Origin of the sequence: Panacibacter ginsenosidivorans (assembly GCF_007971225.1) — a bacterium.
GTDB classification, from domain to species: Bacteria; Bacteroidota; Bacteroidia; order Chitinophagales; family Chitinophagaceae; genus Panacibacter; species Panacibacter ginsenosidivorans.
This window is the reverse complement of sequence record NZ_CP042435.1, coordinates 2,151,255-2,176,104: the sequence shown is the minus strand read 5'-3', so window position 1 is coordinate 2,176,104 and position 24,850 is coordinate 2,151,255. Positions and strand designations below refer to the sequence as shown.

At 38.6% G+C, this 24,850-nt stretch carries 19 protein-coding genes; 13 read left to right on the top strand and 6 right to left on the bottom strand.

What is annotated here, in order from left to right; all coding sequences use genetic code 11:
* Nucleotides 1–36 precede the first annotated feature (36 nt).
* The 7 genes from FRZ67_RS09045 (at nucleotide 37) to FRZ67_RS09015 (ending at nucleotide 6,185) form a co-directional block, all read left to right on the top strand.
* Nucleotides 37–1,341, top strand: a complete 1,305-nt coding sequence (locus FRZ67_RS09045) for an aminopeptidase P family protein (protein ID WP_147189243.1) — start codon at nucleotides 37–39, stop codon at nucleotides 1,339–1,341.
* 31 nt (nucleotides 1,342–1,372) lie between these two features.
* A complete protein-coding gene (locus tag FRZ67_RS09040; RefSeq protein WP_147189242.1) occupies nucleotides 1,373–1,729 on the top strand; it encodes a four helix bundle protein in 357 nt (118 codons plus the stop codon).
* The gene (gene pssA / locus FRZ67_RS09035) at nucleotides 1,726–2,535 is read left to right on the top strand and encodes a CDP-diacylglycerol--serine O-phosphatidyltransferase (RefSeq protein ID WP_147189241.1); all 810 of its coding nucleotides are present in this window, start codon (nucleotides 1,726–1,728) and stop codon (nucleotides 2,533–2,535) included. Before FRZ67_RS09040 ends, pssA begins: the two co-directional genes overlap by 4 nt.
* Nucleotides 2,532–2,780, top strand: coding sequence for a phosphoribosylformylglycinamidine synthase subunit PurS (gene purS / locus FRZ67_RS09030; RefSeq protein ID WP_147189240.1), 249 nt, complete (start codon nucleotides 2,532–2,534; stop codon nucleotides 2,778–2,780). Before pssA ends, purS begins: the two co-directional genes overlap by 4 nt.
* Nucleotides 2,781–2,862: 82 nt before the next feature.
* Nucleotides 2,863–3,552 (top strand): 16S rRNA (cytidine(1402)-2'-O)-methyltransferase, encoded by a 690-nt coding sequence (gene rsmI, locus FRZ67_RS09025; RefSeq protein ID WP_147189239.1) that lies wholly within the window; start codon nucleotides 2,863–2,865, stop codon nucleotides 3,550–3,552.
* Nucleotides 3,553–3,795: 243 nt separating this feature from the next.
* Entirely contained in the window at nucleotides 3,796–4,236 is a 441-nt protein-coding gene (locus FRZ67_RS09020) for a PepSY-like domain-containing protein (protein WP_147189238.1), read from the top strand.
* A 92-nt stretch (nucleotides 4,237–4,328) separates the two neighbouring features.
* Nucleotides 4,329–6,185 carry a M1 family metallopeptidase gene (locus FRZ67_RS09015; protein ID WP_147189237.1) on the top strand — a complete coding sequence of 619 codons (1,857 nt, stop codon included), beginning with the start codon at nucleotides 4,329–4,331 and terminating at the stop codon, nucleotides 6,183–6,185.
* Between the two features lie 147 nt (nucleotides 6,186–6,332).
* Here the strand turns inward: FRZ67_RS09015 and FRZ67_RS09010 are convergent, their stop codons facing one another.
* Complete coding sequence (locus tag FRZ67_RS09010) at nucleotides 6,333–6,638, bottom strand: hypothetical protein (RefSeq protein WP_147189236.1); 306 nt, start codon at nucleotides 6,636–6,638, stop codon at nucleotides 6,333–6,335.
* Between the two features lie 176 nt (nucleotides 6,639–6,814).
* Here FRZ67_RS09010 and FRZ67_RS09005 point away from each other — a divergent pair, with 176 nt between their 5' ends.
* Nucleotides 6,815–8,089 (top strand): hypothetical protein, encoded by a 1,275-nt coding sequence (locus FRZ67_RS09005; RefSeq protein ID WP_147189235.1) that lies wholly within the window; start codon nucleotides 6,815–6,817, stop codon nucleotides 8,087–8,089.
* A 128-nt stretch (nucleotides 8,090–8,217) separates the two neighbouring features.
* Nucleotides 8,218–9,480: a replication-associated recombination protein A gene (locus FRZ67_RS09000; RefSeq protein ID WP_147189234.1), complete on the top strand. Its 1,263-nt coding sequence runs from the start codon at nucleotides 8,218–8,220 to the stop codon at nucleotides 9,478–9,480.
* Between the two features lie 72 nt (nucleotides 9,481–9,552).
* Here the strand turns inward: FRZ67_RS09000 and FRZ67_RS08995 are convergent, their stop codons facing one another.
* From FRZ67_RS08995 to FRZ67_RS08990, 3 genes are all read right to left on the bottom strand, one after another.
* A complete protein-coding gene (locus tag FRZ67_RS08995) occupies nucleotides 9,553–11,295 on the bottom strand; it encodes a sodium:solute symporter family protein (RefSeq protein WP_147189233.1) in 1,743 nt (580 codons plus the stop codon).
* Between the two features lie 374 nt (nucleotides 11,296–11,669).
* Complete coding sequence (locus FRZ67_RS23395) at nucleotides 11,670–11,828, bottom strand: hypothetical protein (protein ID WP_158638341.1); 159 nt, start codon at nucleotides 11,826–11,828, stop codon at nucleotides 11,670–11,672.
* Nucleotide 11,829: 1 nt separating this feature from the next.
* Nucleotides 11,830–14,328 (bottom strand): PIG-L family deacetylase, encoded by a 2,499-nt coding sequence (locus FRZ67_RS08990; protein ID WP_147189232.1) that lies wholly within the window; start codon nucleotides 14,326–14,328, stop codon nucleotides 11,830–11,832.
* Between the two features lie 336 nt (nucleotides 14,329–14,664).
* Here FRZ67_RS08990 and FRZ67_RS08985 point away from each other — a divergent pair, with 336 nt between their 5' ends.
* The 4 genes from FRZ67_RS08985 to FRZ67_RS08970 all read left to right on the top strand — a co-directional run bounded on the left by FRZ67_RS08985 (nucleotide 14,665) and on the right by FRZ67_RS08970 (nucleotide 19,837).
* Nucleotides 14,665–15,879: a bifunctional 3,4-dihydroxy-2-butanone-4-phosphate synthase/GTP cyclohydrolase II gene (locus tag FRZ67_RS08985; protein WP_147189231.1), complete on the top strand. Its 1,215-nt coding sequence runs from the start codon at nucleotides 14,665–14,667 to the stop codon at nucleotides 15,877–15,879.
* Between the two features lie 158 nt (nucleotides 15,880–16,037).
* On the top strand, nucleotides 16,038–17,375 hold the full coding sequence (locus FRZ67_RS08980) for a dihydroorotase (protein WP_147189230.1): 1,338 nt from the start codon (nucleotides 16,038–16,040) through the stop codon (nucleotides 17,373–17,375).
* A gap of 48 nt (nucleotides 17,376–17,423) precedes the next feature.
* Nucleotides 17,424–18,740 carry a MutS-related protein gene (locus tag FRZ67_RS08975; protein WP_147189229.1) on the top strand — a complete coding sequence of 439 codons (1,317 nt, stop codon included), beginning with the start codon at nucleotides 17,424–17,426 and terminating at the stop codon, nucleotides 18,738–18,740.
* A 305-nt stretch (nucleotides 18,741–19,045) separates the two neighbouring features.
* Complete coding sequence (locus tag FRZ67_RS08970) at nucleotides 19,046–19,837, top strand: hypothetical protein (protein WP_147189228.1); 792 nt, start codon at nucleotides 19,046–19,048, stop codon at nucleotides 19,835–19,837.
* Nucleotides 19,838–20,006: 169 nt separating this feature from the next.
* On the opposite strand, the gene FRZ67_RS08965 is transcribed toward FRZ67_RS08970, so the two are convergent.
* Both FRZ67_RS08965 and FRZ67_RS08960 read right to left on the bottom strand, forming a co-directional pair.
* Nucleotides 20,007–21,041, bottom strand: a complete 1,035-nt coding sequence (locus tag FRZ67_RS08965) for a PorP/SprF family type IX secretion system membrane protein (RefSeq protein ID WP_147189227.1) — start codon at nucleotides 21,039–21,041, stop codon at nucleotides 20,007–20,009.
* A gap of 10 nt (nucleotides 21,042–21,051) precedes the next feature.
* Nucleotides 21,052–24,633, bottom strand: a complete 3,582-nt coding sequence (locus FRZ67_RS08960) for a DUF7948 domain-containing protein (RefSeq protein WP_158638340.1) — start codon at nucleotides 24,631–24,633, stop codon at nucleotides 21,052–21,054.
* Between the last annotated feature and the right edge of the window lie 217 nt (nucleotides 24,634–24,850).

Genomic DNA, 24,850 nt, shown 5'->3' with positions numbered 1-24,850 from the left:
TATAAGCAGTACTTACTTCAATTAATATAAGTCAGCATGAAACACTTGCCACTTAATCCGAAGATTTTTATCGGGAACCGCAAAAGGTTCATCAAAGAAATGAAACCCAACAGCATTGCTATTTTCAACAGCAATGATGAAGTGCCTTCTAACGGAGATGCATTATACCGTTTTCAGCAAAACAGTGACCTGTATTGGCTTTGCGGCATTGAACAGGAAGACACAATGGTTATTTTATTTCCTGATAATCCGGACCCGAAATACAGAGAAGTGTTGGTGCTTGTGCGTCCCAATGAACTCAAAGAAAAATGGGATGGCAAAAGATTAAGAGCAAAAGAAGCAACTGAGTTGACAGGCATTGAAACAATCATATGGCTGGATAGTTTGGACGTTCTGTTACAACCATGGATACATCTTGCAGATAATATTTACCTCAACACCAATGAGAATGACCGCAAAGGCAATCCGCTTGAAACAAGAGATTACCGTTATGCAAAAGAAATGATGCAGAAATATCCTTTGCATAAATATGAGCGGTCTGCCAAGATCATGCGCAACCTGCGTGCAATAAAATCTGCAATGGAAATTGAAGTAGTGCAAACTGCCATTGACATAACGGAAAAAGCATTTCGCAGATTATTGCAATTTATAAAACCCGGAGTATTTGAGCATGAAATAGAGGCAGAACTTGTGCATGAATTTCTTCGCAACCGTGCAAAAGGAGAGGCTTATGGCAGCATTATAGCAAGCGGCGACAGAGCAAGAACATTGCATTATATTTCTAATAATTCAGAATGTAAAGACGGCGAATTGATTCTTATGGATTTTGGCGCAAACTATGGCGGGTATACTGCGGATCTTACCAGGACGGTGCCTGTAAATGGCAAATTCACCAAACGGCAAAAAGAAATTTACAATGCGTGTTTACATTTGCACAACTATGCAAAAAGTTTATTGAAACCTGGTATTACAATTCTCGCGTATCACGATAAAGTTGGTGACGAAGCAACACAAACATTCTTAAAGGCTGGCTTGCTTAATAAAACTGATGTAAAGAATGAAGACAAGAATAACAGGGCTTATAGAAAATATTTGTATCATGGTATATCTCACCATCTTGGTATAGACGTGCATGATCTTGGCACAAAAACAGAGCCTTTAAAACAAGGCATGTTACTTACAGTAGAGCCGGGTATTTATATTGAAGAAGAAAAAATGGGTGTGCGTATTGAAAATAATGTTTGGATAACAAAGAACGGCAACCAGGATCTTATGAAAAAGATTCCAATAACAGCAGAAGAGATAGAACAACTAATGAAGAAGACGACAGTCAACAGCTAACAGACGACAGAAAATTAACTAACAATCAACCATGCCTTTTAAATTTGAAAAATTAAAAATCTGGCAAATTGCACTTGAACTTGCGGGAGAAATTTCTGATATGGTTAAAGCGTTCCCAAAAGATGAATTATTTATTCTTACTTTTCAAATAAAAAGAGCAAGTGATTCTGTCGTTCTAAATATTACAGAAGGCTCTACTTTGCAATCAGATAAAGAATTTTCAAGATTTCTTGTTATGGCAAACAGGTCTGCAATGGAAGTAATAGGTTGCTTATATCTTGCCAAACAAAGAAAGTACATTGACCAAACTGTTTTTACAGAAAAATATACCAAGTACGAAAATCTTATAATTAAAATTCAATCCCTCATTAATTCTTTAAATAAATGAAAGAAAAGGAGCAAGCTCAATCGCCTGAAAGCCGTGGACTGTCGTCTGTCGTCCCAAACCTTTTCACCTTACTCAATCTTGTCTTTGGCTGTCTTGCTATTGTATGCATTTTGCAGAACGGATTGTCTTTTACTGTTAATGAAAATGCCGAAGCATTTGTAATAATGCCGGAAAAAATATTTATGGCTTCAGTGTTTATTGGTTGTGCTGCGATAATAGATTTTTTAGATGGATTTGTAGCAAGGCTTTTAAAAGCTTCCTCAGAAATGGGCAAACAATTAGATTCATTGGCCGATGTTGTAAGCTTTGGCGTTGCGCCAGGGTTGATCATTTACCAATTTCTTCGTTTAAGTTTTGCACAACAGGAGGCTGGTTTGGACGTGAGTACATTGTGGTTATTGCCGGCATTTCTTATTCCATGTGCCGGAGCTTATCGTTTAGCAAGGTTCAATATCGATACCACTCAATCACATGGCTTCAAAGGTGTTCCTATTCCCGCCGCAGGATTATTGATCGCCTCATTTCCATTGATCTATTGGTTTAGTAATACAGAAATGATCATTACACTTTTTACCAACCAGTGGTTTTGGTATGCAGTAATTTTTGTAGTAAGCTATTTAATGATCTCGACTTTACCCATGATGGCGTTAAAGTTCAGTGGTGTAACCATTAAGAAATTAATGCCATTCATTATAATCGGGGCAATTGCGATTATATCTGCAATTTTCCTGGGCTGGCTTGCAGTACCAATTTCCTTTGTTGCTTATGTTATTTTATCTTTGCTTGCAAAACAAAAAGAATCATGACCTATAACGTTCAGATAAAAGTAATGCCATTGAAAGATTTGCTTGACCCACAGGGAAAAGCAGTAATGGGTGGATTAAAAAATCTTGGTATTAATTCAGTTGAAGACGTACGCATTGGAAAACATATTACGCTTCAAATAGATGCTGATTCTGAAGATGCAGCCAAAGCCCTTGCAGATGAAGCCAGCAAAAAGTTACTCGCCAATCCTGTAATGGAATTTTACGAAATTGAAATGATCAATTAATAATGTGCAAATGTGCAGGTGTGAAAATGTGCAAATGATTTAATGCATTCATCCGCACATCTGCATGCTCACACATCTGCACATGCTCTACCTCGTTCCTACGCCTCTTGGTAATTTAAAAGATATAACATTACGTGCACTTGAAGTGTTGCAACAGGTTGATGTAATTCTTTGTGAAGACACACGCACATCTTCAAAGCTTTTGCAGCACTACAATATTCATAAACCACTCTCGCCTTATCACCAGCACAATGAGCACAAAATATTTTCACACATTGCAGATCAGTTAGAATCTGGCAAACCAATGGCACTCATTACAGATGCAGGTACACCGGGCATTTCAGACCCTGCATTTTTATTGGTAAGAGAGTGCGTAAAGCGAAATATTAAAGTAGAATGCTTACCTGGTGCTACTGCATTTGTTCCCGCACTTGTAAACAGCGGGCTTCCTATAAACCGTTTTATTTTCGAAGGTTTCCTGCCCTTAAAAAAAGGAAGACATACACTCTTCACACAACTTGCAACAGAAGAAAGAACAATGGTGCTCTATGAAAGCCCTGTGAGGTTGTTAAAAACATTAGAGGATCTTATTGAATACTTTGGTGCCGAAAGACAATGCTGTATCAGCCGCGAGTTAACAAAAATGTTTGAGGAGAATTTTCGGGGCACATTGCAGGAAGCGCATACACATTTTTCTTCGAAGACAATCAAAGGAGAAATTGTAATGGTTGTGCAGGGTAAAGAAAAATATGTGAACCCGTCTGTGGAATAAACATTAAGCTTTCGTTGCGTCGCACACTTGTGCTGTTTGTTCTTCTGTCGACAGTCGGCCGTCAACTGTTGACGGTTTATCCGAACGTACAAGTGAGTGACACAACAGGCGATGCTCTAAGAATCTGATGCCGGTTTCAAAATGATCTCTATTGTTAGCGCACAGTTAAACAATGTGCTGTTTGTTTTTAACAGTAGTTATTTGTACGAAATTTGCAAACTGTTATCACTAAAATAATACGGCATGAAATTCAATTTGACATTACTTCTTTTATTATTGATCACAGTTTCTTTAAATGCACAGATACGTAAAATACCTGCTGATGTTACGGATGCATTTAAAGCACGATATCCGCATGCAGAAAGAGTTTCATGGAAGGATAACCTGAGTTCTTTTGAAGCGCAGTTTATATTGAATAACTATGAAATGAGCGCCAGTTTTAACAGTGATGGGGATTGGCTGCACAGCGAAAGAAAGCTAAAATATGAAGAATTGCCCGAAGAAGTGAAAGATGGTTTTGGAAAAAGCAAATTTACAGATTGGGAAAAAGGGTCTGTATTTGAAATAACAAAAAATACAGAGCCGCTGCAATACCGCATTCTTGTAAAGAAAAGCGGTGTTCAAAAAAAATACCTTTTTTTTGATGTAGACGGGAAATTAAACCGCGAAAGTTTTACACTCTGATCTTTTTATAATATTTATTATACCCTGCCTGTGTAAATGATGCATGCGCAGGGTATATTTTTTATATCTTCATCGCATTTAAAATTTTTAGCATGAGGAAATATTTATTGTTTGTTCTGTTGTTTATTGCTGTTGTATCAGTTCATGCTCAAACTGACAGATGGCAGCAAAAAATAAAATATCTTATTAATGTAAACATGAATGTGCAAACCAACAGGTTTACAGGTTCAGAGAAAATTGATTACTGGAATAATTCTCCGGACACATTGAACCGCATCTTTTTTCATTTGTACTGGAATGCATTTCAACCCGGCAGTATGATGGATGTGCGCAGCCGTGAACTTGGCAAAATATTATTGGGCACAAACAAGAAAGGGGAAAATGTTTACGATTGGGATGATCGTGTTAAAGATAGGATCAGCAAACTACAACCCGATGAACTTGGTTTCGACAGTGTAAAAACGATTAAGATCAATAGCGTTTCTCAAAAACTTATTTACCACGAAACTATTCTTGAAGTTGATCTTGATAAGCCAATTCTTCCACACACTAAGATAAGCATGGATGTAGCATTTGAATCACAGGTGCCGTTGCAGATACGCCGCAGCGGAAGAGACAATGCAGAAGGTGTACGTTACAGTATGAGTCAATGGTATCCCAAAGTTGTTGAGTATGATTACCAGGGCTGGAATGCCAATCCATACATTGCACGTGAGTTCTATGGTGTGTGGGGAGATTATGATGTAAACATAACTATCGATAAAACATATCTCGTCGCAGCAAGCGGAACTATTCAAAATCCAAATGAAGTTGGTTTTGGTTACCAGGCAGACAATGTAAAAATAAAAGCACCTGTTGGTAACACAATTACCTGGAAATTCAGCGCCCAAAATATACACGATTTTGTATGGGCAGCAGACCCCGGTTACGTGATGCAAAAGAGACAGATCAAAAACGGGCCACTGATATATGTAATATATAAGCAGGTAGATTCTCTTGAAGCAAAATGGACAGGTGTGGCAGATAGTGCTGTTGCGGCTTATCCTTTTATAGCAAAAACTTTTGGAGCATACCCTTATAAAAATTATTCTTTTATACAGGGTGGAGATGGGGGTATGGAATATCCCATGGCTACACTTATAAAAAATGCAAGTATTGGCACTGCTATACATGAGTGGATGCACAGCTGGTACCAGGGTATGATGGGCACTAACGAAAGCCTGTTTGCATGGATGGATGAAGGATTCACTACTTATGCAGAATTAAGAACAACGGCATGGTTAAAGAAGAATGATACCGGCTTTGCTTATAAAGAAGCTTACAACTCGTATTTGCGTTTGGTTAAGAGTGGCCGCGAAGAACCCATGACTACACATTCGGATCACTTCAATACAAACATGGCTTATTCAGCCGCAGCTTATTCAAAAGGTTCTATTTTTCTTTCTCAGCTTGGCTATATAGTTGGCGATAATGTGCTCGATAAAATCTTATTGGAATATTATAATGAATGGCGCTTTAAACATCCTAATGCAAATGATTTTGTCCGCGTTGCAGAAAAAGTAAGTGGCATGGAACTCGACTGGTATAAAGAATATTGGATTTATAGCACCAAGACTATTGATTATGCAGTGGGTGATGTAACAGATGATAATGGTAAAGCAAAGATCACTATAAAACGTATAGGCCTTATGCCAATGCCTGTTGATGTGCTTATCACTTACAAAGACGGTACAAAAGAAATGCATTATATTCCATTGAACATGATGTACGGTGCAAAACCTGCAGAAGACAATACACCACGCATCATACACAACGAATGGAAATGGGTAGACCCTGAGTATAATTTTACGCTAAGCAAAGGCGTAGGTGAAATAAAGCAAATAGAAATAGATCCAAGCATGCGTTTGGCAGATGTAAACAGAATCAATAATAAAATTGTCGTGCCTTAAATTTTTTTTTGAGCCTGGCTGTAGCAATACTATTAAACTTTCGTTGCGTCGCACTCTTGTACGGCAAACCTTTCTTGTACAATACATATGATAAAATACAAAACCACCAATATGGTGGTTTTGCTTTTTCACGATCCATCCATGCAACTATACCTTAGGATAAGCAGAAATAAATGCGCCATCTGCAGTATAATTGGCTTCCCATTTTTGAGTACCTAAATGAAAACTTGCAGTATATACAGGAGTGCCGTAATAAACTGGCTTGTATTCCCACTCAACTTGTGTAGCAGTTGGGTACATATTCCTGAAATTTCGTTTTACTGGCTTTGGTACCTGGCTGGCAGGAATGCTGTTTGTACTGCCGCCTGATCTCGCATAGGAGGATTCAGGCACTAAAGTAAATGTTGCAGTTGCTGCAGTAAGAAGAAGTACCGCGAGGAGTAATTTTTTCATGACCTTTTTTTTGGTTGTTAATATTATGTATAGCCAATGAATACTTTATTTGCTTTATCTTGTTTTCACTGGATTATATATTAGTGGAAGCACTTAAAAGAAATGTAACCGCTATCTGTAAATTATTTTCATTTTATTTAAAAACTTCCTTCCTGCTTATTCGTAGCTTAGCTTGTATGAAAAAATGTTTATTTGTAGTTCTGTTGTTTGTGTTTTTCAAACCAATGTTTGCGCAACAGCTGGTAAGCAATACATTGTTTTCCCCGGTAACTACAAAACAGGCAAGGGCAGAACGTTACAAATACCTTGTTGATACTACCATAAAACAATACCTCGCAGAACCTTTGAATGACGATAATGAAGGTTTATGGAACGAAGCGCTTTGGTCAATAGAATTGATACAGTATAAAAATGCATATACCAAACAAAAATTAACTGTTGCGTGGAGTAAAGCAGCACAACTATCAGAATATTTTCAAAAAAATTTACTGGAAGCAACATATTCATTATACAAAACAGAATTTAAAACACAGGTATCGCAATTAATGCATAGCACTAATTCTGTTCCTGTATTTATACGATGTGCAGAATATGTTTTAAGAGCTGACTCCATCAATAACAAAACACCTATTACATCTTTGATCAAATCAAAATTTCCTTCTGATACAAGTGTTGGGTTAAAGATATTGCAAAGCCGGTTATCAACTAAAAAGCATACAACACTTCCACCGCTGATAGATATTTTTAGCAGGGAGTTTTTAAAAAATCAAACGGTAGTTTATAGCTTGCAAAGAAGCAACCGCGATTATGCAGGCCTTGTTATAATTCGCAAACCAGATGGAAGCTTTGTAAAAGATTCTGACGGTAATTATTTTCATGCAGCGCAATTAGCAAGAGCAATTACAGCTTATCCATTTTATATTACCAACGGAAATTCACCGCAGGGTATTTTAAGATGGACAGGTTTTGGGCACTCAAGATTGTTATATATTGGCCCTACTACAAACCTGCAAATGGTTATGCCATATGAATCTAAGCCTGCTGTATTTTTTGCAGACAGCACTATGCCCGATATACCCTGGCAAAAAGAAATGTATGCATCTATGCTTCCGGAGACGTGGAAAAATTACAATGGCATTTATGAAAGTTTTTTTGCAGGCGCTATGGGCCGTTACGACGTAATTATGCATGGCACTACAATTGACCCCTCATTTTATAAAGGGCAAAAATATTTCCCACAAACGCCATCGCTTGGTTGTTTGTGCAGTTATGAAGAATGGGACACTACAGGTTATCGCGTAAACAGTAATCAGCAACAAATAGCAGATGCTTTAAGTGGCATCGGTAGTAATAATGGTTATGTAGTTATAATTGATATCGATAATAAAAATACACCTGTTACAATTGATGAAATAGAAAAGTATATCAGCATAGCGCAGAATATTGAATAAGGTTGTTTGCTTGTTGCATACAGATCAGAACGTACAAGTGAGTGACACAACCAAAATTTAATAGTAGCAATAAAGCGTAGTTCATAATCTCTCTCTTGGTTATTATTTCATTTCGTAGTTTTATAATTATGGCTAATACTCCTCTGGCAGAACGTATGCGCCCAAACACTTTGGATGAATTGGTAGGGCAGGAGCATCTTATCAGTAAAGGAAGTATTCTGCGCACTGCTATTGAGCATGGTAATATTCCTTCCATGATTTTTTGGGGACCGCCAGGCGTTGGCAAAACAACTATTGCAAATATTATTGCGCATACATTGAATGTTCCTTTCTATCAGCTAAGCGCCATCAGTAGTGGCGTTAAGGATGTGCGTGAAGTAATTGAACAGGCAAAGCAACAGTCAAAAGCAATTTTATTTATTGATGAAATTCACCGGTTCAACAAAGGACAACAAGATGCATTGCTTGGAGCTGTTGAAAAAGGAATTATTACGCTGATCGGCGCTACTACAGAAAACCCGTCATTTGAAGTCAACTCCGCATTGCTTAGCCGCTGCCAGGTATATGTTTTAAAACCATTGGATGAACAACATCTTGTGCAGCTATTACATGATGCACTAACGAAAGACGAAATACTTAAACAGTATAAAGTTGACTTGAAGGAAACTACTGCACTTATAAATATCTCCGGTGGTGACGCAAGAAAATTATTAAACCTTTTGGAACTTGTAATTACTGCATCAGACAAAAAAGAAATAACGATCACAGATAATTATGTGATGGATGTTGCGCAAAAAAGAATTGCGATCTATGACAAGCAGGGTGAGCAACATTATGATATCATTTCCGCATTTATCAAAAGCATGCGTGGCAGCGATCCCAATGCTGCTGTGTATTGGCTGGCACGTATGTTAGAAGCCGGCGAGGATGTAAAATTTATTGCACGACGAATGCTGATACTTGCCAGTGAAGATATCGGCAATGCAAATCCCAATGCTTTGTTATTGGCTAATGCTACGTTTGATGCGGTTAATAAAATTGGTTATCCTGAATCATCGCTGATACTTTCTCAATGCGCTATTTATCTTGCTTCCAGTCCGAAGAGTAATGCTTCAACTGTTGCAATCGGTGCTGCGATGAGCGCAGTCTCGCAGCATGGTGATCTTCCAGTGCCTTTGCATATACGCAATGCGCCTACAAAACTCATGAAGGATCTTGGTTATAATAAAGACTATGAATACAGCCATAGTTTTGAAGGAAATTTTTCACCACAGGAATATTTACCGGAGAAAGTTGCGGGCACAAAATTTTTTGATCCCGGAAAAAATGCACGTGAAGAAGAACTGCGTAAATTTTTAAAGGGGTTGTGGAAAGCGAAGTATAATTATTAAGCAAACTTAAGTGTTGCTATTAAGCTTTGGTTGTGTCACTCACTTGTACGTTCTGTACTTTATTCGACTGAGTTACGAGTCTGTTTTAACTTTAATGAAATTATTCATCAGCCAGCTTAGTAATACAACCGCAAGCGCACCTACAACATTCAACCATAAAAAGCTAAAACCTATTACACCGGATTTATCCAATATATATAAAGCTATCACAAGTAGTTCACCTATTATAGCGCTATAAAAAACAGGGTTGCCATTTATCTTTTTCATATAAAAGGCCACAAGAAAAATTCCAAGAATAACGCCGTAGAACAAAGATCCATATTCATTCACCGCTTGTATCAAACTGCCCATGTTGGTAGAAAATTCAGCTATTATAATACAAAACACGCCCCATCCAAATGTGAACCATTTTGAAAGATTGTATTGCCTTAGTTCTGCAATATCACTTTGTTTCACGTGTGTCTGGTGTTTTTTAAACCGGCAATAAAAATCAATCATGGTGCAGGATGCCAATGAGTTCAATGCTGCAGCAATAGAACCCCATGACGCAAGGAATATAACTGCTATCAGCAAACCAACCAGGCCTGCAGGCAATGTATCTACCACAAAACGAATAAAAATATAGTTAGTATCATTGGTGTCAATGGATGGATCAGCTTTTTGAAGCACGGTTTTATAATTGTTACGGAGATCATTTACCTCCGTATTTATTTTCGTAAGGCTGTCTTTTAAAACAGCAGCGCTCGTTGCTTCATCATTTGTTGCCTGCAGGTATGCAGCAGAAATATTTGACTGGGTTTTATTTAGTAAATTAAATTCATTCTCCAGCATTTTCAAACTATCGCCATATTTGGTTTCATAAACTTTTTCATTAACAGCCGAATTAAAAAAGATCGGCCCACTGTTAAACTGGTAATACGTAAACAGTAAAGCGCCCAGCAACAATATCAGAAACTGCATGGGTACTTTTACCAAACCGTTCATCAATAAACCCAGTTTACTTTCTGTATTGTTTTTTGCAGTAAGATAGCGCCCCACCTGGCTTTGATCAGTGCCAAAATAAGATAAGGACAGAAAGAATCCGCCAATCAAACCACTTATGATATTGTACTTGTCTTTCCATGCAAAACCATTTGCATCAACGCCTGTTGTTATAACATTTAATTTACCGGAAGCTCCACTCACTTTCAATGCATCTGTAAAACTTACACTGGCTGGCATGTCATGCACAATGTAATAACCTGCAATAAACATAGCCGTAAAGATGATGATCATTTGCAACTGTTGCGTATATGCCACCGCTTTTGCACCACCACTCACCGTATAAATAATGAGTATGCCTCCCATTATAATATTGGTCCAGAAAATGTCCCAGCCAAGCAATGATGAAAGAATAATAGAAGGTGCATACACACTAATACCTGTACTAAAACCTCTCGACAGTAAAAACATAGCTGAGGTAAAAGTCCTTGTCTTTATATCAAAACGTTGTTCGAGAAATTCATACGCTGTAAAAACTTTTAGTTTATTAAAGATGGGTACAAAACTTATGCTCACAACAATCATGGCGAGTGGCAAACCAAAATAATACTGCACAAAACGCATCCCATCAGTAAATGCCTGTCCCGGTGCTGAAAGAAAAGTAACAGCGCTTGCCTGTGTGCCCATGATGCTCAGCAATACCAGCCACCAGGGCATACTGCGGTTACTCAAAAAATAGCCTTCCAGGTTTTTGCTGGTACGGCTTTTATACAAGCCATACAGTACAATGCCCGTCAGTGTAAGCACCAGAACAATCCAGTCGAAACTCTTCATGAAAAATGTTTAGTGAACCAGCTAAAGAAAATAATTAAAGCAATCAGCACTGCGATTAATAGTATATACCATTGTCGCCATGATTTTAATAGGGGTATCTTTTTTTTTTGCTGCATGTTTATGGCAAGTTTTTTTGTTACAAGCTTTTAGTTCTTTATTGATCGTCCGTTGTGTCACTCACTTGTACGTTCAGAAATTAATGGACTATTAAAACACGAATTATTATTCACGAATTACACAAATTGTCTTTGTGGTTTTTATTGCTTCATAAAGAATTAACAGTACAAGAGTGCGACGCAACGAAAGCTAAATTTATATTCTATAGCTGGCTCATAAAAGTCTTCTTTAATAATTCATTTAGGGGCTGGGGCTCTCTATCTTCTTCCCGCCAAACTTCCCGCAAGCAAGCCAACCATAAGTCCTATGATCAAACCAACTTCTACATTTTTTATTATAAAGCCAATTGCCACACCGAGTATAACAAGGAACCAGATACTTACTTTCCTTCTTTGTGTTTTTTCTTTTTCAACCATGCTATTTGTTTTGTGGCAATGCAATTAGATTAGCCATAAGCCTGTAGGCACCGGGCACGCCTGCAGGCAATTCGCGGAAGAACACAAGACCGGTATACACAAAATTTCCTTTGCCATATTTTGTAAGAATAAGGCTGCCATTGCTTTCCGGCTCATTGGCATCGTGCATGGCAAGCGGCGTTTTGTAATGGCTGTCTGGTTGTTCTGCCTGGTATATACTTCGTTCCTGTATCCAGTTGTTGAAATCTGCTTGTGTTATTTTATTTGGATAATTGAGTACGGTACTGTTGGGTTGTAAAATTTTTACTTCTGCATTTTCATCTGTAACTCTTGTGCGGCTAACCGTAAAAGGGTATGGCCCGATTTTATTGGAAACGCTGCTTATAAAATTTGATGTGTTGTATTGCACAATATAGTTACCGCCGTTTTGTATATAACGCATCAGTACATCGTATTTGCTGTATAACCAATCCTGTGTGTTGTATGCACGCACACCCGCAATAACGGCGTCAAATTTTTTCAGATTATCATCGGTAATAGTCGCTTCGTTTAACAGTGTTACATTGTAACCCATTTGCTGCAAAGCCTGCGGCACTTTGTCTCCGGCTCCGATAATATAGCCAATGTTTTTACCTTCTACAACAACATCGATCTTTTCAACTTTTGCAGTTAATGGTTTGTAGTAAAGAATAGGTGGAATATGTTCGTAAACGATGCTATGCTCTTCCTGCAATGGTTGCGTGTATGAATTATTTTGATCATCAGTAATATTGTTAATAGCAACAGAAAGATTTGTAATACTGCCTGCTGTTCCTTTACTTACAACAGCATTTGTTTCTTCTGTAGTATTTTTTTGAAGCGCTTTGTTGAATGTGCCGCCGGTTACAGTCCATTGGTCCCCTGCAGAAAGTTTAACATCAACCTTGTTGAAAGTTTTCTTTGTTTTAAGATCGAGTGCAACTTGTTTTTGTTTTGCCCCATCCAGTACATACAAAGGCTGATCGAACTTTCCTGTAATGGCCGGCACTATAAGTAAAGGTTGATATACTTCTCCTTTTACGGGATCAGTAAATTTATATTGCACTGCACGATCTACTGAAAAGTCAACACCATTGATAGTAAAAATAAATCTGGCAATATATGCGGCATCATTTTGTGCTTTGCCGATCAGCGTTTGATCACTTACATCAAAGCTGCCTGATTGCAAAGGCTTCTCTAACCAATATGGCTGAGAAATTTTTGCATCAACAGGAACGGTAAATGCTTTTGTAAAACTAAGGTTTTGATTATTTCCTAATACTTTACCTACAGTTGAATCATAAGATAATAGCTGAACTTCTTTCAAATTAACATTAGCATTGTTTCTCTTGTTGAAGAAGAATTGTACATGAATACTATCACCCTGCACTGCATGTTCGTTGCTAGAAGCCGCTTCTGCAAATAAGCCGGTACATGCAATAATTAATTGTTGAACTTCTGCAAGTTTTTTTGTTTTCCAATAACTATCCGGCAACTGCTGAATAGATTTATAAAGATCAACCAATGGAGCGGTCGAGTATTCCGGGTACTCAAAATTGTATTGCGAAATAATTCCGTTGATTTTATCGTGAACAGTTGATGCTTTTATCCTATCCCAAGTATTATCCACTCCATCCATCAAATCATTCTTAGGCGCATCACCACCTGTTGTAAGAAAATATTCGAAGGCCTGACCTCTTTGTCTTGGTACGCCAAAACCCTGGCTCTTGTGCTGGCTGCGGCTTTCGCTGGCAATCTCTCCATAACTTTTACCAATCAGGCTATTGTACACACCAACATCTATTTTAAATTGTGTACTATCAGTTGTATTAACAGAACCAAAATTAAAGGTGTTCCACAAAATTCGTTTTGCCTGCCAGGGGTGTACACCATATTTAAATTGTTCGGGAAACATGTTAGGGTCAGCAGCCGCTTTAAATGCTTCATTGGCTAACAAAGAAGATGCCTGGTGGTGCCCGTGCCCGGCTCTTTCATCTCCGGGGAATCTTGTGATAATAACATCCGGTTGAAACTTGCGTATTACCCAAACAACATCGCTCAATATTTTATCATGTCCCCATGTTTCCATGGCTTCCTTTGCCGTTTTGCAAAAACCAAAATCATAAGCACGGCTAAAGAATTGCTCTGCACCATCTATTCTTCTGGCAGCCAATAATTCCTGTGTTCTTATCAGTCCAAGTTCAATACCCTGCTCATCACCAATCAAATTCTGACCACCATCGCCACGGGTTAGACTCATATAACCGGTACGGTATTGTTTTTCTTTTGAGAGGTATGCCAGCAACCTTGTGTTTTCGTCATCCGGGTGTGCGGCTATATACAAAACACTTCCCAGTACATTCAGTTTTTTTAGTTGCAGATAAATATCAGCGCTGTTGTAAGTAGGCGGCGTTTGCGCATGAATAATCGAAAAGGGGAAGATAAAAAGTAAAAGGAGAACGAGACGTAAAGATTGCTTCATAATCAATATTGCTGGTTTGTGCATAGCGAAGATAAGTGTAAGATAATTTTTTTATCTCCCATTTATAAAAACAAGTAAACCTGCTTACTTTTTTAACGGATAATATAGATTTTGTACTTAGCGGTAGTGCTGCTATTAAGCTTGGGTTGTGTCACTCACTTGTACGTTCCGAACCAAAGGCGGAACGATGAAAGGATTGCGACGCAAGAGGCGATGCCATAAAAAACTGTTGCCGGTATCATAATTCACTAAACTGTAAACAGATTTACTTTTATCGAAAGTGGGTTTTGCTAACAGAAAGTTTTAAGCCGTAATTTTGCTGATTAAACTTTTTGTATGCTCGATACCATTGAAAGTGCGATTGAAGATATAAAGCAGGGTAAACTGGTAATTGTAGTGGATGATGAAGACCGCGAAAACGAAGGCGATTTTGTAACTTCTGCAGAGAATGCTACGCCGGAGGTGATCAATTTTATGAGTAAATATGGCCGTGGCCTGATCTGTGCCCCCATTACGCAGCAACGTGCCGATGAACTGCAGCTTGAATTAATGGTAAACAACAATACCGCCATTCATGAAACACCTTTTACGGTAAGCGTTGACCTGTTAGGTTTTGGCTGCACCACAGGTATAAGCGCTCATGACAGGTCTGCAACCGTAAAGGCATTGATAGATCCTTCTAAACGCCCGGCTGATTTTGGCAGGCCGGGACATATATTTCCACTGCGTGCAAAAGATGGCGGTGTGCTGCGCCGCACCGGGCATACAGAAGCTACTATTGATCTTGCACGGCTTGCGGGTATGGGACCCGCAGGTGTTTTGGTAGAGATCATGAACGAAGATGGTACAATGGCCAGGTTACCGGAGTTGCTCGAAATAGCCAGGCGGTTCGACCTGAAAGTTGTTAGCATAAAAGATCTTATTGAATACAGGCTTAAAACAGATTCGCTGATAGAAGAAATTGTGCGTGTAAATATGCCAACTAAATTCGGCACTTTTAAACTTGTTGCTTTCAAAGAAAAATTAACCGGTGGAGAGCATCTTGCGTTGATAAAGGGAGAATGGAAAGAAGGAGAGGCTGTGCTTACCCGCGTTCATTCCAGTTGCTTTACGGGTGATATACTGGGTAGTTTTCGTTGTGACTGTGGTGAACAATTGCATAAAGCCATGCAAATGGTGGAAGATGAGGGTAAGGGTGCTATTCTTTACATGAACCAGGAAGGTCGTGGCATTGGCCTCATGAATAAATTGCGTGCATACAAATTGCAGGAAGAAGGACTTGATACAGTGGAAGCAAACCTGCAACTGGGTTTTGGAATGGACGAGCGTGACTATGGAGTTGGAGCCCAAATATTGCGGAAGCTCGGCATAACCAAACTGCGGTTGATGAGTAATAATCCTAAGAAGCGGGCAGGTTTAAGGGGTTATGGGCTGGAGATAGTGGATATAGTTCCTATGCATATAACACCCAATCCACACAACGAAAAATACCTGCAGACAAAGAGAGATAAACTTGGTCATGAAATTCTTTCAGGTGATACCCATTTATAGTTTTTGGTAGTCAGCAACCAAGCAGGTGGCATCGCCTGTTGTGTCACTCACTTGTACGTTCCGAACTTTTATTAGCAGTTAAAGATATAAGCCTGGCAGGTTTTTAAAACCCGACAGGCTTTTTATTATAATTTGCATACTGTACATAAATTATCAGCATGAATTATATTATAAAGAATACATCTATTGTAAATGAAGGTGCTGTTACAAACGGAGATGTATTGATAAAAAACGGCAGAATAGAAAAGATTGCCAACAACATCGATGTAAAATTTGCTGCCACAGAAATCGATGCAGCCGGAAAATATTTGCTGCCTGGTGTAATAGACGACCAGGTTCATTTTCGTGAACCGGGGCTTACACATAAAGCAACGATTTATACAGAAGCAAAAGCAGCCGTGGCAGGTGGCGTTACCAGTTTCATGGAAATGCCCAACACCCAACCGCCAGCATTTACACAGGAACTGCTGGAAGATAAATATGCTATTGCATCCAGAACATCTATGGCTAATTATTCATTCTTTATGGGCACCTCAAACGATAATATTGAAGAAGTGCTAAAAACAAACAATAAGAAACAGGATGTATGCGGAGTAAAAATTTTCATGGGCTCTTCTACCGGTAATCTTCTTGTAGATAATGCCCTAGTGTTAGATAAAATATTTGGTGGCACAGAATTACTCATCGCCACACATTGCGAAGATGAGCAGATCATCAAAGCCAATCTTGCACGATTAAAAGCAATAAAGGCTATATTGGAACCATCTGATCATCCCATCATAAGGAATGAAGAAAATTGTTTTGAATCTTCTTTTAAAGCAATTCAGTTTGCAAAAAAACATGGTAGCCGTTTGCACATTCTGCACATAAGTACAGAAAAGGAATTACAGTTGTTCACCAATATGATTCCATTAGAGGATAAACGTATTACAGCAGAAGTATGCGTACATCATTTACATTTTACCAGTGATGATTATGCTGCATTGGGCAATAAAATAAAATGCAACCCTGCTATAAAGGCACCGAACAACAGAGCTGCTTTATGGCAGGCTCTGTTAGACGATCGTTTGGACGTTATTGCCACAGACCATGCACCGCATACCTGGGAAGAAAAAAATGAGCCTTATGAAAAAGCCCACGCTGGTTTACCATTGGTACAGCATTCTTTATCACTTATGTTGCATTATGTAAAAGAAGGGAAAATAAGTTTGGAAAAAGTAGTAGAAAAAATGAGCCATGCAGTAGCTAAATGCTTCCATGTAAAAGAACGTGGCTATATAAGAGAAGGATATTTTGCAGATCTTGTATTAGTCGATTTAGATAAATCATACACCGTGAGTAAAGAAAACATTCTTTATAAATGTGGCTGGAGCCCATTGGAAGGGTTTACTTTTCCCTCCTCAATCATGAATACTTTTGTAAACGGCCATATGGTTTATGGAAATAATGTGTTTGATGAATCTCATAGGGGCATGCGCATGAAATTTGAGCGATAATCTTTTATCTATCTATTTATTTTTCATTATTACATATCAACCTAGCTGATGAACGTTGACAATACCACGCTAAACGATCTGTCCATCTTTGCCCACGAAGAAGAGCTTTCTGTTTTTCATCGCCTAGATTTTGCCAGGACCATTGGTGGCCGTGCTTGGTTGCGTTATTATATCGATCAGCCACTCAACAGTATTAAACTGATTAACGACAGGCAGCAATTATTGCAGCGTATTATCAATGTACTTGACCAGTGGCCGGTTACCATTAATAATGGAACCATTATGGTAATTGAGCGGTATTTTGAATCAGCAGTTGATAACATTCCTAAAGCACCCGGCGTAATAAATGCACTTTCTTACAAATTACTCAGCGGCCCCGATTATTCTTTAATATCTTACACAGTTGGTCATTTCGCAAGTTTTATAAGAGGTATGCACCAGGTAAAAGAATTACTATGGGCCAATGATAATGCACCTGAACTTGCTATCATACTTGAACGTATCAATGCATTACTCAAAAGGCCCTTGCTGCAAAATATACTTCAACGCGACGCTACTAAAAAGTTTTCAGCTTCAGATAATTTAAATATCGGTCATTTTCTGCGATATGATTTTAAGACACAGTGCCAGGACATGATCGAGCTTTACTCCAAGCTTGATGCATTTTACAGTATGGCCACAGCATGCAAAAAATATGATTTTTCATTTCCTGCATTTACAGATGCTGAGCGGCCGCAATTATCCGCAGAACAATTGTATCATCCGCTTTTGCCTGTTCCTGTTGCTTATGACATTGAATTAACACCTCAGCAAAATTTTCTTTTCCTTACCGGTGCAAACATGGCTGGCAAAAGTACCTTTATCAAAGCCGTTGGTGTATCTGTTTATCTGGCACATCTTGGTATGGGCGTACCTGCAAAAAACATGCAGCTAAGTTATTTTGATGGCTTGCTGAGTAATATACAGGTGGTTGATAATATCATTAAAGGGGAGAGTTATTTTTTTAATGAAGTGCAGCGCATACACAACACTCTGGAAAAAATAACAGATGGTAAAAAATGGCTGATACTTATTGATGAACTGTTCAAGGGTACTAATGTACAGGATGCCATGAAATGCAGCACAGTTGTCATACAGGGCCTGCGCAAAATGAAAAACACTTTGTTTATTCTTTCCACGCATCTTTACGAAATAGGCGAGGAGTTAAAACAATATCCCAACATCCAGTTCCGCTATTTCGAAACCGAAGTGCAGGATGATCAGCTATTGTTCAGTTACCAGTTAAAAAACGGTATCAGTAATGACAGGCTCGGATACCTCATTTTAAAAAGAGAAGGTGTTGTAGATATGCTGGAGAAGTTGTAATTTTTTTCTTTTGATACAAGCAAATCTTTTCATAGCATCACCTGTTGCGTCGCAAGCACTTTACCTTTCTGCTCTTTATTCAATTTCAGTCTCTATTTCTTTCATCTTCTTATTTTCATTATTTCTTTATAGTAACAGTAGTCATTTTAGACACCACATTTTAATAGCATTTTACTAATTATTAGAGCTGTCAAATGTTAAATTTTTTAAAATCAGGTATGCCTGGCGCAACAATCTACGAATCACATCGTATTTTTATACGAACAAATTCGTAAAATGAATTCCCACATTATAAAATCAAAAAAATGAGAAATGTATTCAAGAATCCCAAAGGCCTTATATTGGCTGGTTTGTCTGTCATTGTTATTACTGCTGCTGCCTGGCAGACAGATGATAAAGACAAAAAAAATGACTCAACACGCAGGCAGTCAACAGGAGATACCATTGTACCAAAGCAACGCAATAATGATAAGAATGAATTTAGAATGAAGCAACTGGATGAAGCAATGAAAGAACTGGATCTGCACCTGAAAGACCTTGATATAGAAATTTCAAAAAACGTAAAAGAAGCCCTTGCCCAGGTTGATTTTGAAAAAATAAGTAAAGATGTACAAGCACAATTAAAGCAGGTAGATTTTGATAAAATAAATAAAGAAGTGCAGGAAGAACTGAAGAAAGTTGATTTTAATAAAATAAATATCGAAGTACAACAATCCCTTAAAGAAGCACAGGAGGAAATTAAAAAAGTTGACATGCAAAAACTTCAAAACGAAATGAAAGAGATGCAACTGAAACTAAACAGCACCCAATTCAAACAGCAAATTGAGAACGCCATGCAAGGCGCAAAAAAGGAAATTGAAAAAGCAAAGCAGGAACTGCAGGATTTGAAAGATTTTACCAATGCTTTGGAAAAAGATGGATTGATAGATAAAAAGAAAGGCTACACAGTAGAATGGACAAAAGATGGAGATCTTATTATCAATGGTAAAACACAGCCAAAAGATATTGCTGATAAATACAGCAGGTATTATAAAAAAGATGGCTACAAAATAAAAATAAGACCTGACGATGACCACCTTGAAATTGATGATCTGTAAAGAAAAATATTGATCTTAGAAACGCTTTATTGCTGCCTATTGGTTTAAAGTACAAGAGTGCGACGCAAGAAAAGATGCTATGAAAAATTTTTGAAGGGCCAATATAATTACTACTCTACATATATCAATTCCGTTTAAAAAATATCCCGGAATGTTCCGGGATATTTTTTTAAAAACCTACTGTTGGACATTTTAAATTTTTTCCACCTGGACTAAAGAAACCGCTTTTCACAATCGACAATTCGTAGGCACCACGTGTTTGGTTATAACTGCCAAGTGTAGAACTGGTGGCATCATAACTTACCGTAACGGCAAGTGTGTTCCATTGATAGCCGAACATAGGAATAAATGAGTCTTTAAGACGTAAGTATATGCCGCCAATCAATTGAGAGCTTCCATCGCCACTAAGATTATAGTGCGCATTAAGACCTGCAACGGTTTCCCACACATTCCCCATTTTACTTACATATACATTTGGGTTTACTATCCACTGATTATTTACTTTATAGCTACCATTCATAAATACAGTAAAACGTGGGTCAACACGAACATCTGTTATGTTATTTGCAAAGAATGATTCTTTCGGCCTGTTAATGTGCATTACGCTGAAGCCTGCGTTGAAATAAGCATTATCGCTAGGGAAATATGCATAGTTTAAACCGAGCTGCAGATCAAGATAAGTAACAGATTTATATGCAAAAGATTCACCGCTTGGAATGGTCACATCAAAGAATTTATTGTTCCACTGGTTGTCAAACGTAAGTTTACCAAGATCAATTCTTTTATTTATAAAACCCACATTAAAGCCACCACTTAAAAGACTGTTTTGTCCAAGTAACTGGTGATAAGCAATGGAACCAAAACCTTTAGTGCTGACAAGCCCGCCACTGCCTGCCTGATCACGCAACAATGAGCCCCCTAAACCAACCCAGCCATTATCAAAACGATTGTTGAATAACTGTACATCGCCCCATGCACTCATTGTTTTATAGGGATTGGGTGTAATACTTGCCCATTGGTTACGATAGTTGATGCCCACCCTGTAATCTACATCCGGGGCAAATCCTGTATTGGCAGGGTTTATTAGTAATGGAGAATTAAAATATTGGGAAAAGTGCAGGTCTTGTGCATGCAACTTAGCTATGCAAAAGCAAGCTGTTATTGCAAGTAATACTTTCAGGTATTTATTCTTCTTCGTCCTCATAAAACTATTTCTATCTCAGTAGGGTAATATCACCCGTTTTTCTGTATTTGGTCCCATCAGAAAATGTTACATCCAGTACGTACACATATACTTCCTGTGGCTGTATTGTTCCATTATAACGGCCATCCCAGGTTTCTTTTAGAGTGGTACTGTGAAATATCATAGTACCCCAGCGGTTATAAATTCGCCAATCCATCTTTTCAATGCCAAACCCCCGCACTCTTACAAAATCGTTTGTTCCATCCCCATTTGGTGTAAATGCATTTGGAACATCAACCAGAGGGACAATAATGGCACTTATAGGTGTACAAACAGTGCTGTCACAACCAAACTCATTATAAGCTGTAAGGCAAACATTAAAAGTTGCGGTAGCATTAAAAGTATGTTTTATGGTTGTGTCAATTTTAGTAGTAATGATTGTGTCACCATCACCAAAATCCCATTTATATAAAACCGCCGCTCTTGAAAAATTGGTAAAGGTATATTCCTGGTTCTCTTTAGGCACCTGCGGTGAATAAGTAAATGCTGCAGTTGGAGAGGCACTGACAATTATTGTTTGCTGTGCACTATCGATCTTGTTACAGGTGTTCGGATCTGTAGCCACCATTTTTACTGTGTAAGTTCCGGGCGTAGCATATAGATGCGTAGGACTTTCATCAGTTGAAGTAGTGCCATCACCGAAATTCCAGGTAAATTGAGATCCACCTATCGAAATATTATTGAATGCTGCTGTGTATGGAACACAACCGGATGCAGGTGTTTCAAACAATGCATCAACATTGTCTGCAACCCTTAATGCAAGTGTTGCAGAATCCGGGTAATTGCAATAGCCTGTATCAATTAAACGCAATGCTACATTATAGGTACCTGGTGCTGCATAACTATGGGTAACAGAAGGGGCATTGCTTACAAGTGTATTACCGTCTCCAAAACTCCATTCAAAGCTTCCTGCACTAAAAGGAAGTGCCGGCGGAGCAACGGATGTATTATTAAACTGGTAGAGCAATGCTTCGCAAGGGTCTAATTTTAAAGCACTAAGGCTTACAGAAGCTTTATTATCGCCTACTTTTATATTCAGGTAAGATGTATCGGCAATATTACACGTAGCTGAATCAATAGATACCAATCTTACGTGAAACCTGCCAACACTATTAAAGGTATGACTTGCGGAAGCGGTGGTTGTATTGGTATCAGGTGTTCCGTCACCAAAATTCCATATATATTTTTTACCGTTTGCAATGGTATCTGTAAAATCAACCGTAAGTGGTACACAACCGGAAGTATCTCTTGGAACACCAGCAATAGCAGAGCGAATTCCAGAACCAACCCCGGCAAATTCAAAAGCAATTTTAAGCATAGCCTCGTTGCATTGGGCACCTGTTTGAGCAGGGTTAGAAGGGCCCCAAACGCCGGGAGGTGAAGTTGGAAATGTTCCTACGGTACCACAGTTAGCACAAAGAGCTTCATAAATAATACCTTCACTGTCATAACGACTGGTGCCCCCATCAACATGGTCTCCAACATCAGCAGTGAGATCTATGTTACCATAGAAAGTGCCATATAGCTGGCTCAATGCATTTTTTTCCAGTATAAAAAAATAAAAGTCACTTCCATCAGAAGTAGGGCGTATGGCATTAGCTGTTGTTCTTAAACCTAACGTACCTGCATTAGGATATCCTGAACCTTTATTAATTCCCCCACCCCAGCCTGCAACATATACGTTCTCACACCTGTCTACCAGGAAAGCAGTTGGCGAAATATCAGGAACGCTGTACCCTGATTTACCAAAATTGGTAGAGTATATAATGCCATTTAGAAGAGGTTGCATCTTGGTGATAAATTGCTTGCCTGTAGCCTGCGTATTAAAGGCAGGATTGCCTACGAGCGGGAAAGGTACTGTAGTAGTACCCATTATATAAGGGAAACCTTTGCGGTCGAAATCAATGCCATATATTAGGTCGTCACTATTATCGGCCCCTGATGAAACATAAGTAGTTCTTGTTAATATGGTACCGGTATTATTTATTAGAGAAATAAAACCATCGCATACCCCTCCCTTAAATGAGTTGAAGAGGATAGGGCCATTAAAATTACTCGTCCCTGCTAAATCATTACTGGTCGTAGCCCCGGCTATATAAATATTGTTATTGGTAGGATTTAGTGCCAATACAAAGGCGGCGTCATCACCAGTGCCACCAAGAAAAGAACTCAGGAGAATATTAGAAAGGTCATTACTCGCTTTGATAACTACTCCATCCTGCTGACCTCCAAAACTGCCCTGGAAAGCACCTGCTGTTGTGGGATAATCTGATGATTGTGTACAAGAAGCCAGGTATATGTTATTATTGCCGTCAACAATTACTTCACTTCTTGCATCATCACCATAATTTCGGGTAATACTTAAAGGCCCGCCAATTTCTTTTGACCTGATATTAACACCATCATCCTTGCTGCCACCTATTTTTCTTGAACCAATCAAAGCTGTACCGGCAGAATTCATTACAGTAATAAAAATGTCAAATCCACCACCGCTGCCGAAGGTGGCAGTCTTTATTGGAAAATTACCTGAATTGGTACGGCCTGCTATAACCAGGTTACCAGAATGATCTACCACAAGACTATGTGGTTGCTCATTACCACTGCCACCTAGATAAGTGCCATATAACCTGCTGGTACCATTCGGGCTTAATTTTATCAAAGCAATGTCATACCCACCAGTTAGAGGCCCATCATTAACGCCTCCTCCAAATGTTTGCTGAAAAGCTCCAATGCTTGTTGGATAACCATTTGCAAATGCAATGCCTCCCGCATAAAAATTACCGGAACCATCATAAGTGGCAGTATAACCCCAGTTATCACTTATGCTGGCAGTGAAACTTGCAAAGATCAAAGTGGGATCTATGATTAGTGTAGAAGATTTAGAATAATTGTTGATCTTAAAGCGAACCGTATTTCCATCAATAACATATTTTGCATCTACATCTGCTCTTCCTTTTCCATCAAGCTGGTAGCAATAAGGGCGTAACTCAGAAACTTCTCCTATCGAAGTTTTTACAATAAGGTTTCCATTCTTTACTGCAAGACCATCCACCCCATCAAAACGCAATGCTATTTTATTAATGTCTGCATTTGGGCTTACAATAAGATCATATTTAAGATTGCCCTTATCTGAATAATATCTTGCATCAATACCTGGATAAATATCCTTGTAAGTCACGCCCTGAAAAATGCGACAGCCGGATGCCCATTTACTGGAATCAGTTCCGTAGAAATAATTGTTATAGGTATCTACTGGTTTATCGGGGATGGCAAGCGCAGTTGGAGAAGAGCCAACAAAATTTACTTCATAAGCATGTGAGTGTACCACTACAGGCTGCCCGGCGGCCGACAACGCCATTTTTGTGGCAACGCTGCTGGTGCCTTCATTGTTATGAAAATGCCCGGAATATTTCGCCGCTAATTTTTGGAGATCTTCTTTATTATTCAGCATTACTTTATAACCATGCTGCTGTAAATAAAAAGCACTGCCACCCATATCACTTTTAAACTTCACTTTACTATCCCACTGACCTTTGTTTTCTACAAACTCCATGGACTGGGCTAAGGTAGTTTTGTGTATGACAAGCAATAAAACAAGACAAGTGCAGAATCTGGTCATCAAGTTCAATTGAATTTATTTATAAAAGTTACGAATTATATTTTATCAACGTTTTAATACTGCGTTTATAATTTATTAATTTTTATGGGCCTTGCTTTTGTGTTTCTATATGGCTGTTGTTGCGTCGCACTCTTGTGCGTTTGGTCGGGAA

What these genes read in the sequence shown, in the direction of transcription:
- FRZ67_RS09045 (WP_147189243.1), top strand. Translation starts at nt 37, where the DNA reads ATGAAACACTTGCCACTTAATCCGAAGATTTTTATCGGGAACCGCAAA.
- FRZ67_RS09040 (WP_147189242.1), top strand. Translation starts at nt 1,373, where the DNA reads ATGCCTTTTAAATTTGAAAAATTAAAAATCTGGCAAATTGCACTTGAA.
- pssA (WP_147189241.1), top strand. Translation starts at nt 1,726, where the DNA reads ATGAAAGAAAAGGAGCAAGCTCAATCGCCTGAAAGCCGTGGACTGTCG.
- purS (WP_147189240.1), top strand. Translation starts at nt 2,532, where the DNA reads ATGACCTATAACGTTCAGATAAAAGTAATGCCATTGAAAGATTTGCTT.
- rsmI (WP_147189239.1), top strand. Translation starts at nt 2,863, where the DNA reads ATGCTCTACCTCGTTCCTACGCCTCTTGGTAATTTAAAAGATATAACA.
- FRZ67_RS09020 (WP_147189238.1), top strand. Translation starts at nt 3,796, where the DNA reads ATGAAATTCAATTTGACATTACTTCTTTTATTATTGATCACAGTTTCT.
- FRZ67_RS09015 (WP_147189237.1), top strand. Translation starts at nt 4,329, where the DNA reads ATGAGGAAATATTTATTGTTTGTTCTGTTGTTTATTGCTGTTGTATCA.
- FRZ67_RS09010 (WP_147189236.1), bottom strand. Translation starts at nt 6,638, where the DNA reads ATGAAAAAATTACTCCTCGCGGTACTTCTTCTTACTGCAGCAACTGCA.
- FRZ67_RS09005 (WP_147189235.1), top strand. Translation starts at nt 6,815, where the DNA reads ATGAAAAAATGTTTATTTGTAGTTCTGTTGTTTGTGTTTTTCAAACCA.
- FRZ67_RS09000 (WP_147189234.1), top strand. Translation starts at nt 8,218, where the DNA reads ATGGCTAATACTCCTCTGGCAGAACGTATGCGCCCAAACACTTTGGAT.
- FRZ67_RS08995 (WP_147189233.1), bottom strand. Translation starts at nt 11,295, where the DNA reads ATGAAGAGTTTCGACTGGATTGTTCTGGTGCTTACACTGACGGGCATT.
- FRZ67_RS23395 (WP_158638341.1), bottom strand. Translation starts at nt 11,828, where the DNA reads ATGGTTGAAAAAGAAAAAACACAAAGAAGGAAAGTAAGTATCTGGTTC.
- FRZ67_RS08990 (WP_147189232.1), bottom strand. Translation starts at nt 14,328, where the DNA reads ATGAAGCAATCTTTACGTCTCGTTCTCCTTTTACTTTTTATCTTCCCC.
- FRZ67_RS08985 (WP_147189231.1), top strand. Translation starts at nt 14,665, where the DNA reads ATGCTCGATACCATTGAAAGTGCGATTGAAGATATAAAGCAGGGTAAA.
- FRZ67_RS08980 (WP_147189230.1), top strand. Translation starts at nt 16,038, where the DNA reads ATGAATTATATTATAAAGAATACATCTATTGTAAATGAAGGTGCTGTT.
- FRZ67_RS08975 (WP_147189229.1), top strand. Translation starts at nt 17,424, where the DNA reads ATGAACGTTGACAATACCACGCTAAACGATCTGTCCATCTTTGCCCAC.
- FRZ67_RS08970 (WP_147189228.1), top strand. Translation starts at nt 19,046, where the DNA reads ATGAGAAATGTATTCAAGAATCCCAAAGGCCTTATATTGGCTGGTTTG.
- FRZ67_RS08965 (WP_147189227.1), bottom strand. Translation starts at nt 21,041, where the DNA reads ATGAGGACGAAGAAGAATAAATACCTGAAAGTATTACTTGCAATAACA.
- FRZ67_RS08960 (WP_158638340.1), bottom strand. Translation starts at nt 24,633, where the DNA reads ATGGAGTTTGTAGAAAACAAAGGTCAGTGGGATAGTAAAGTGAAGTTT.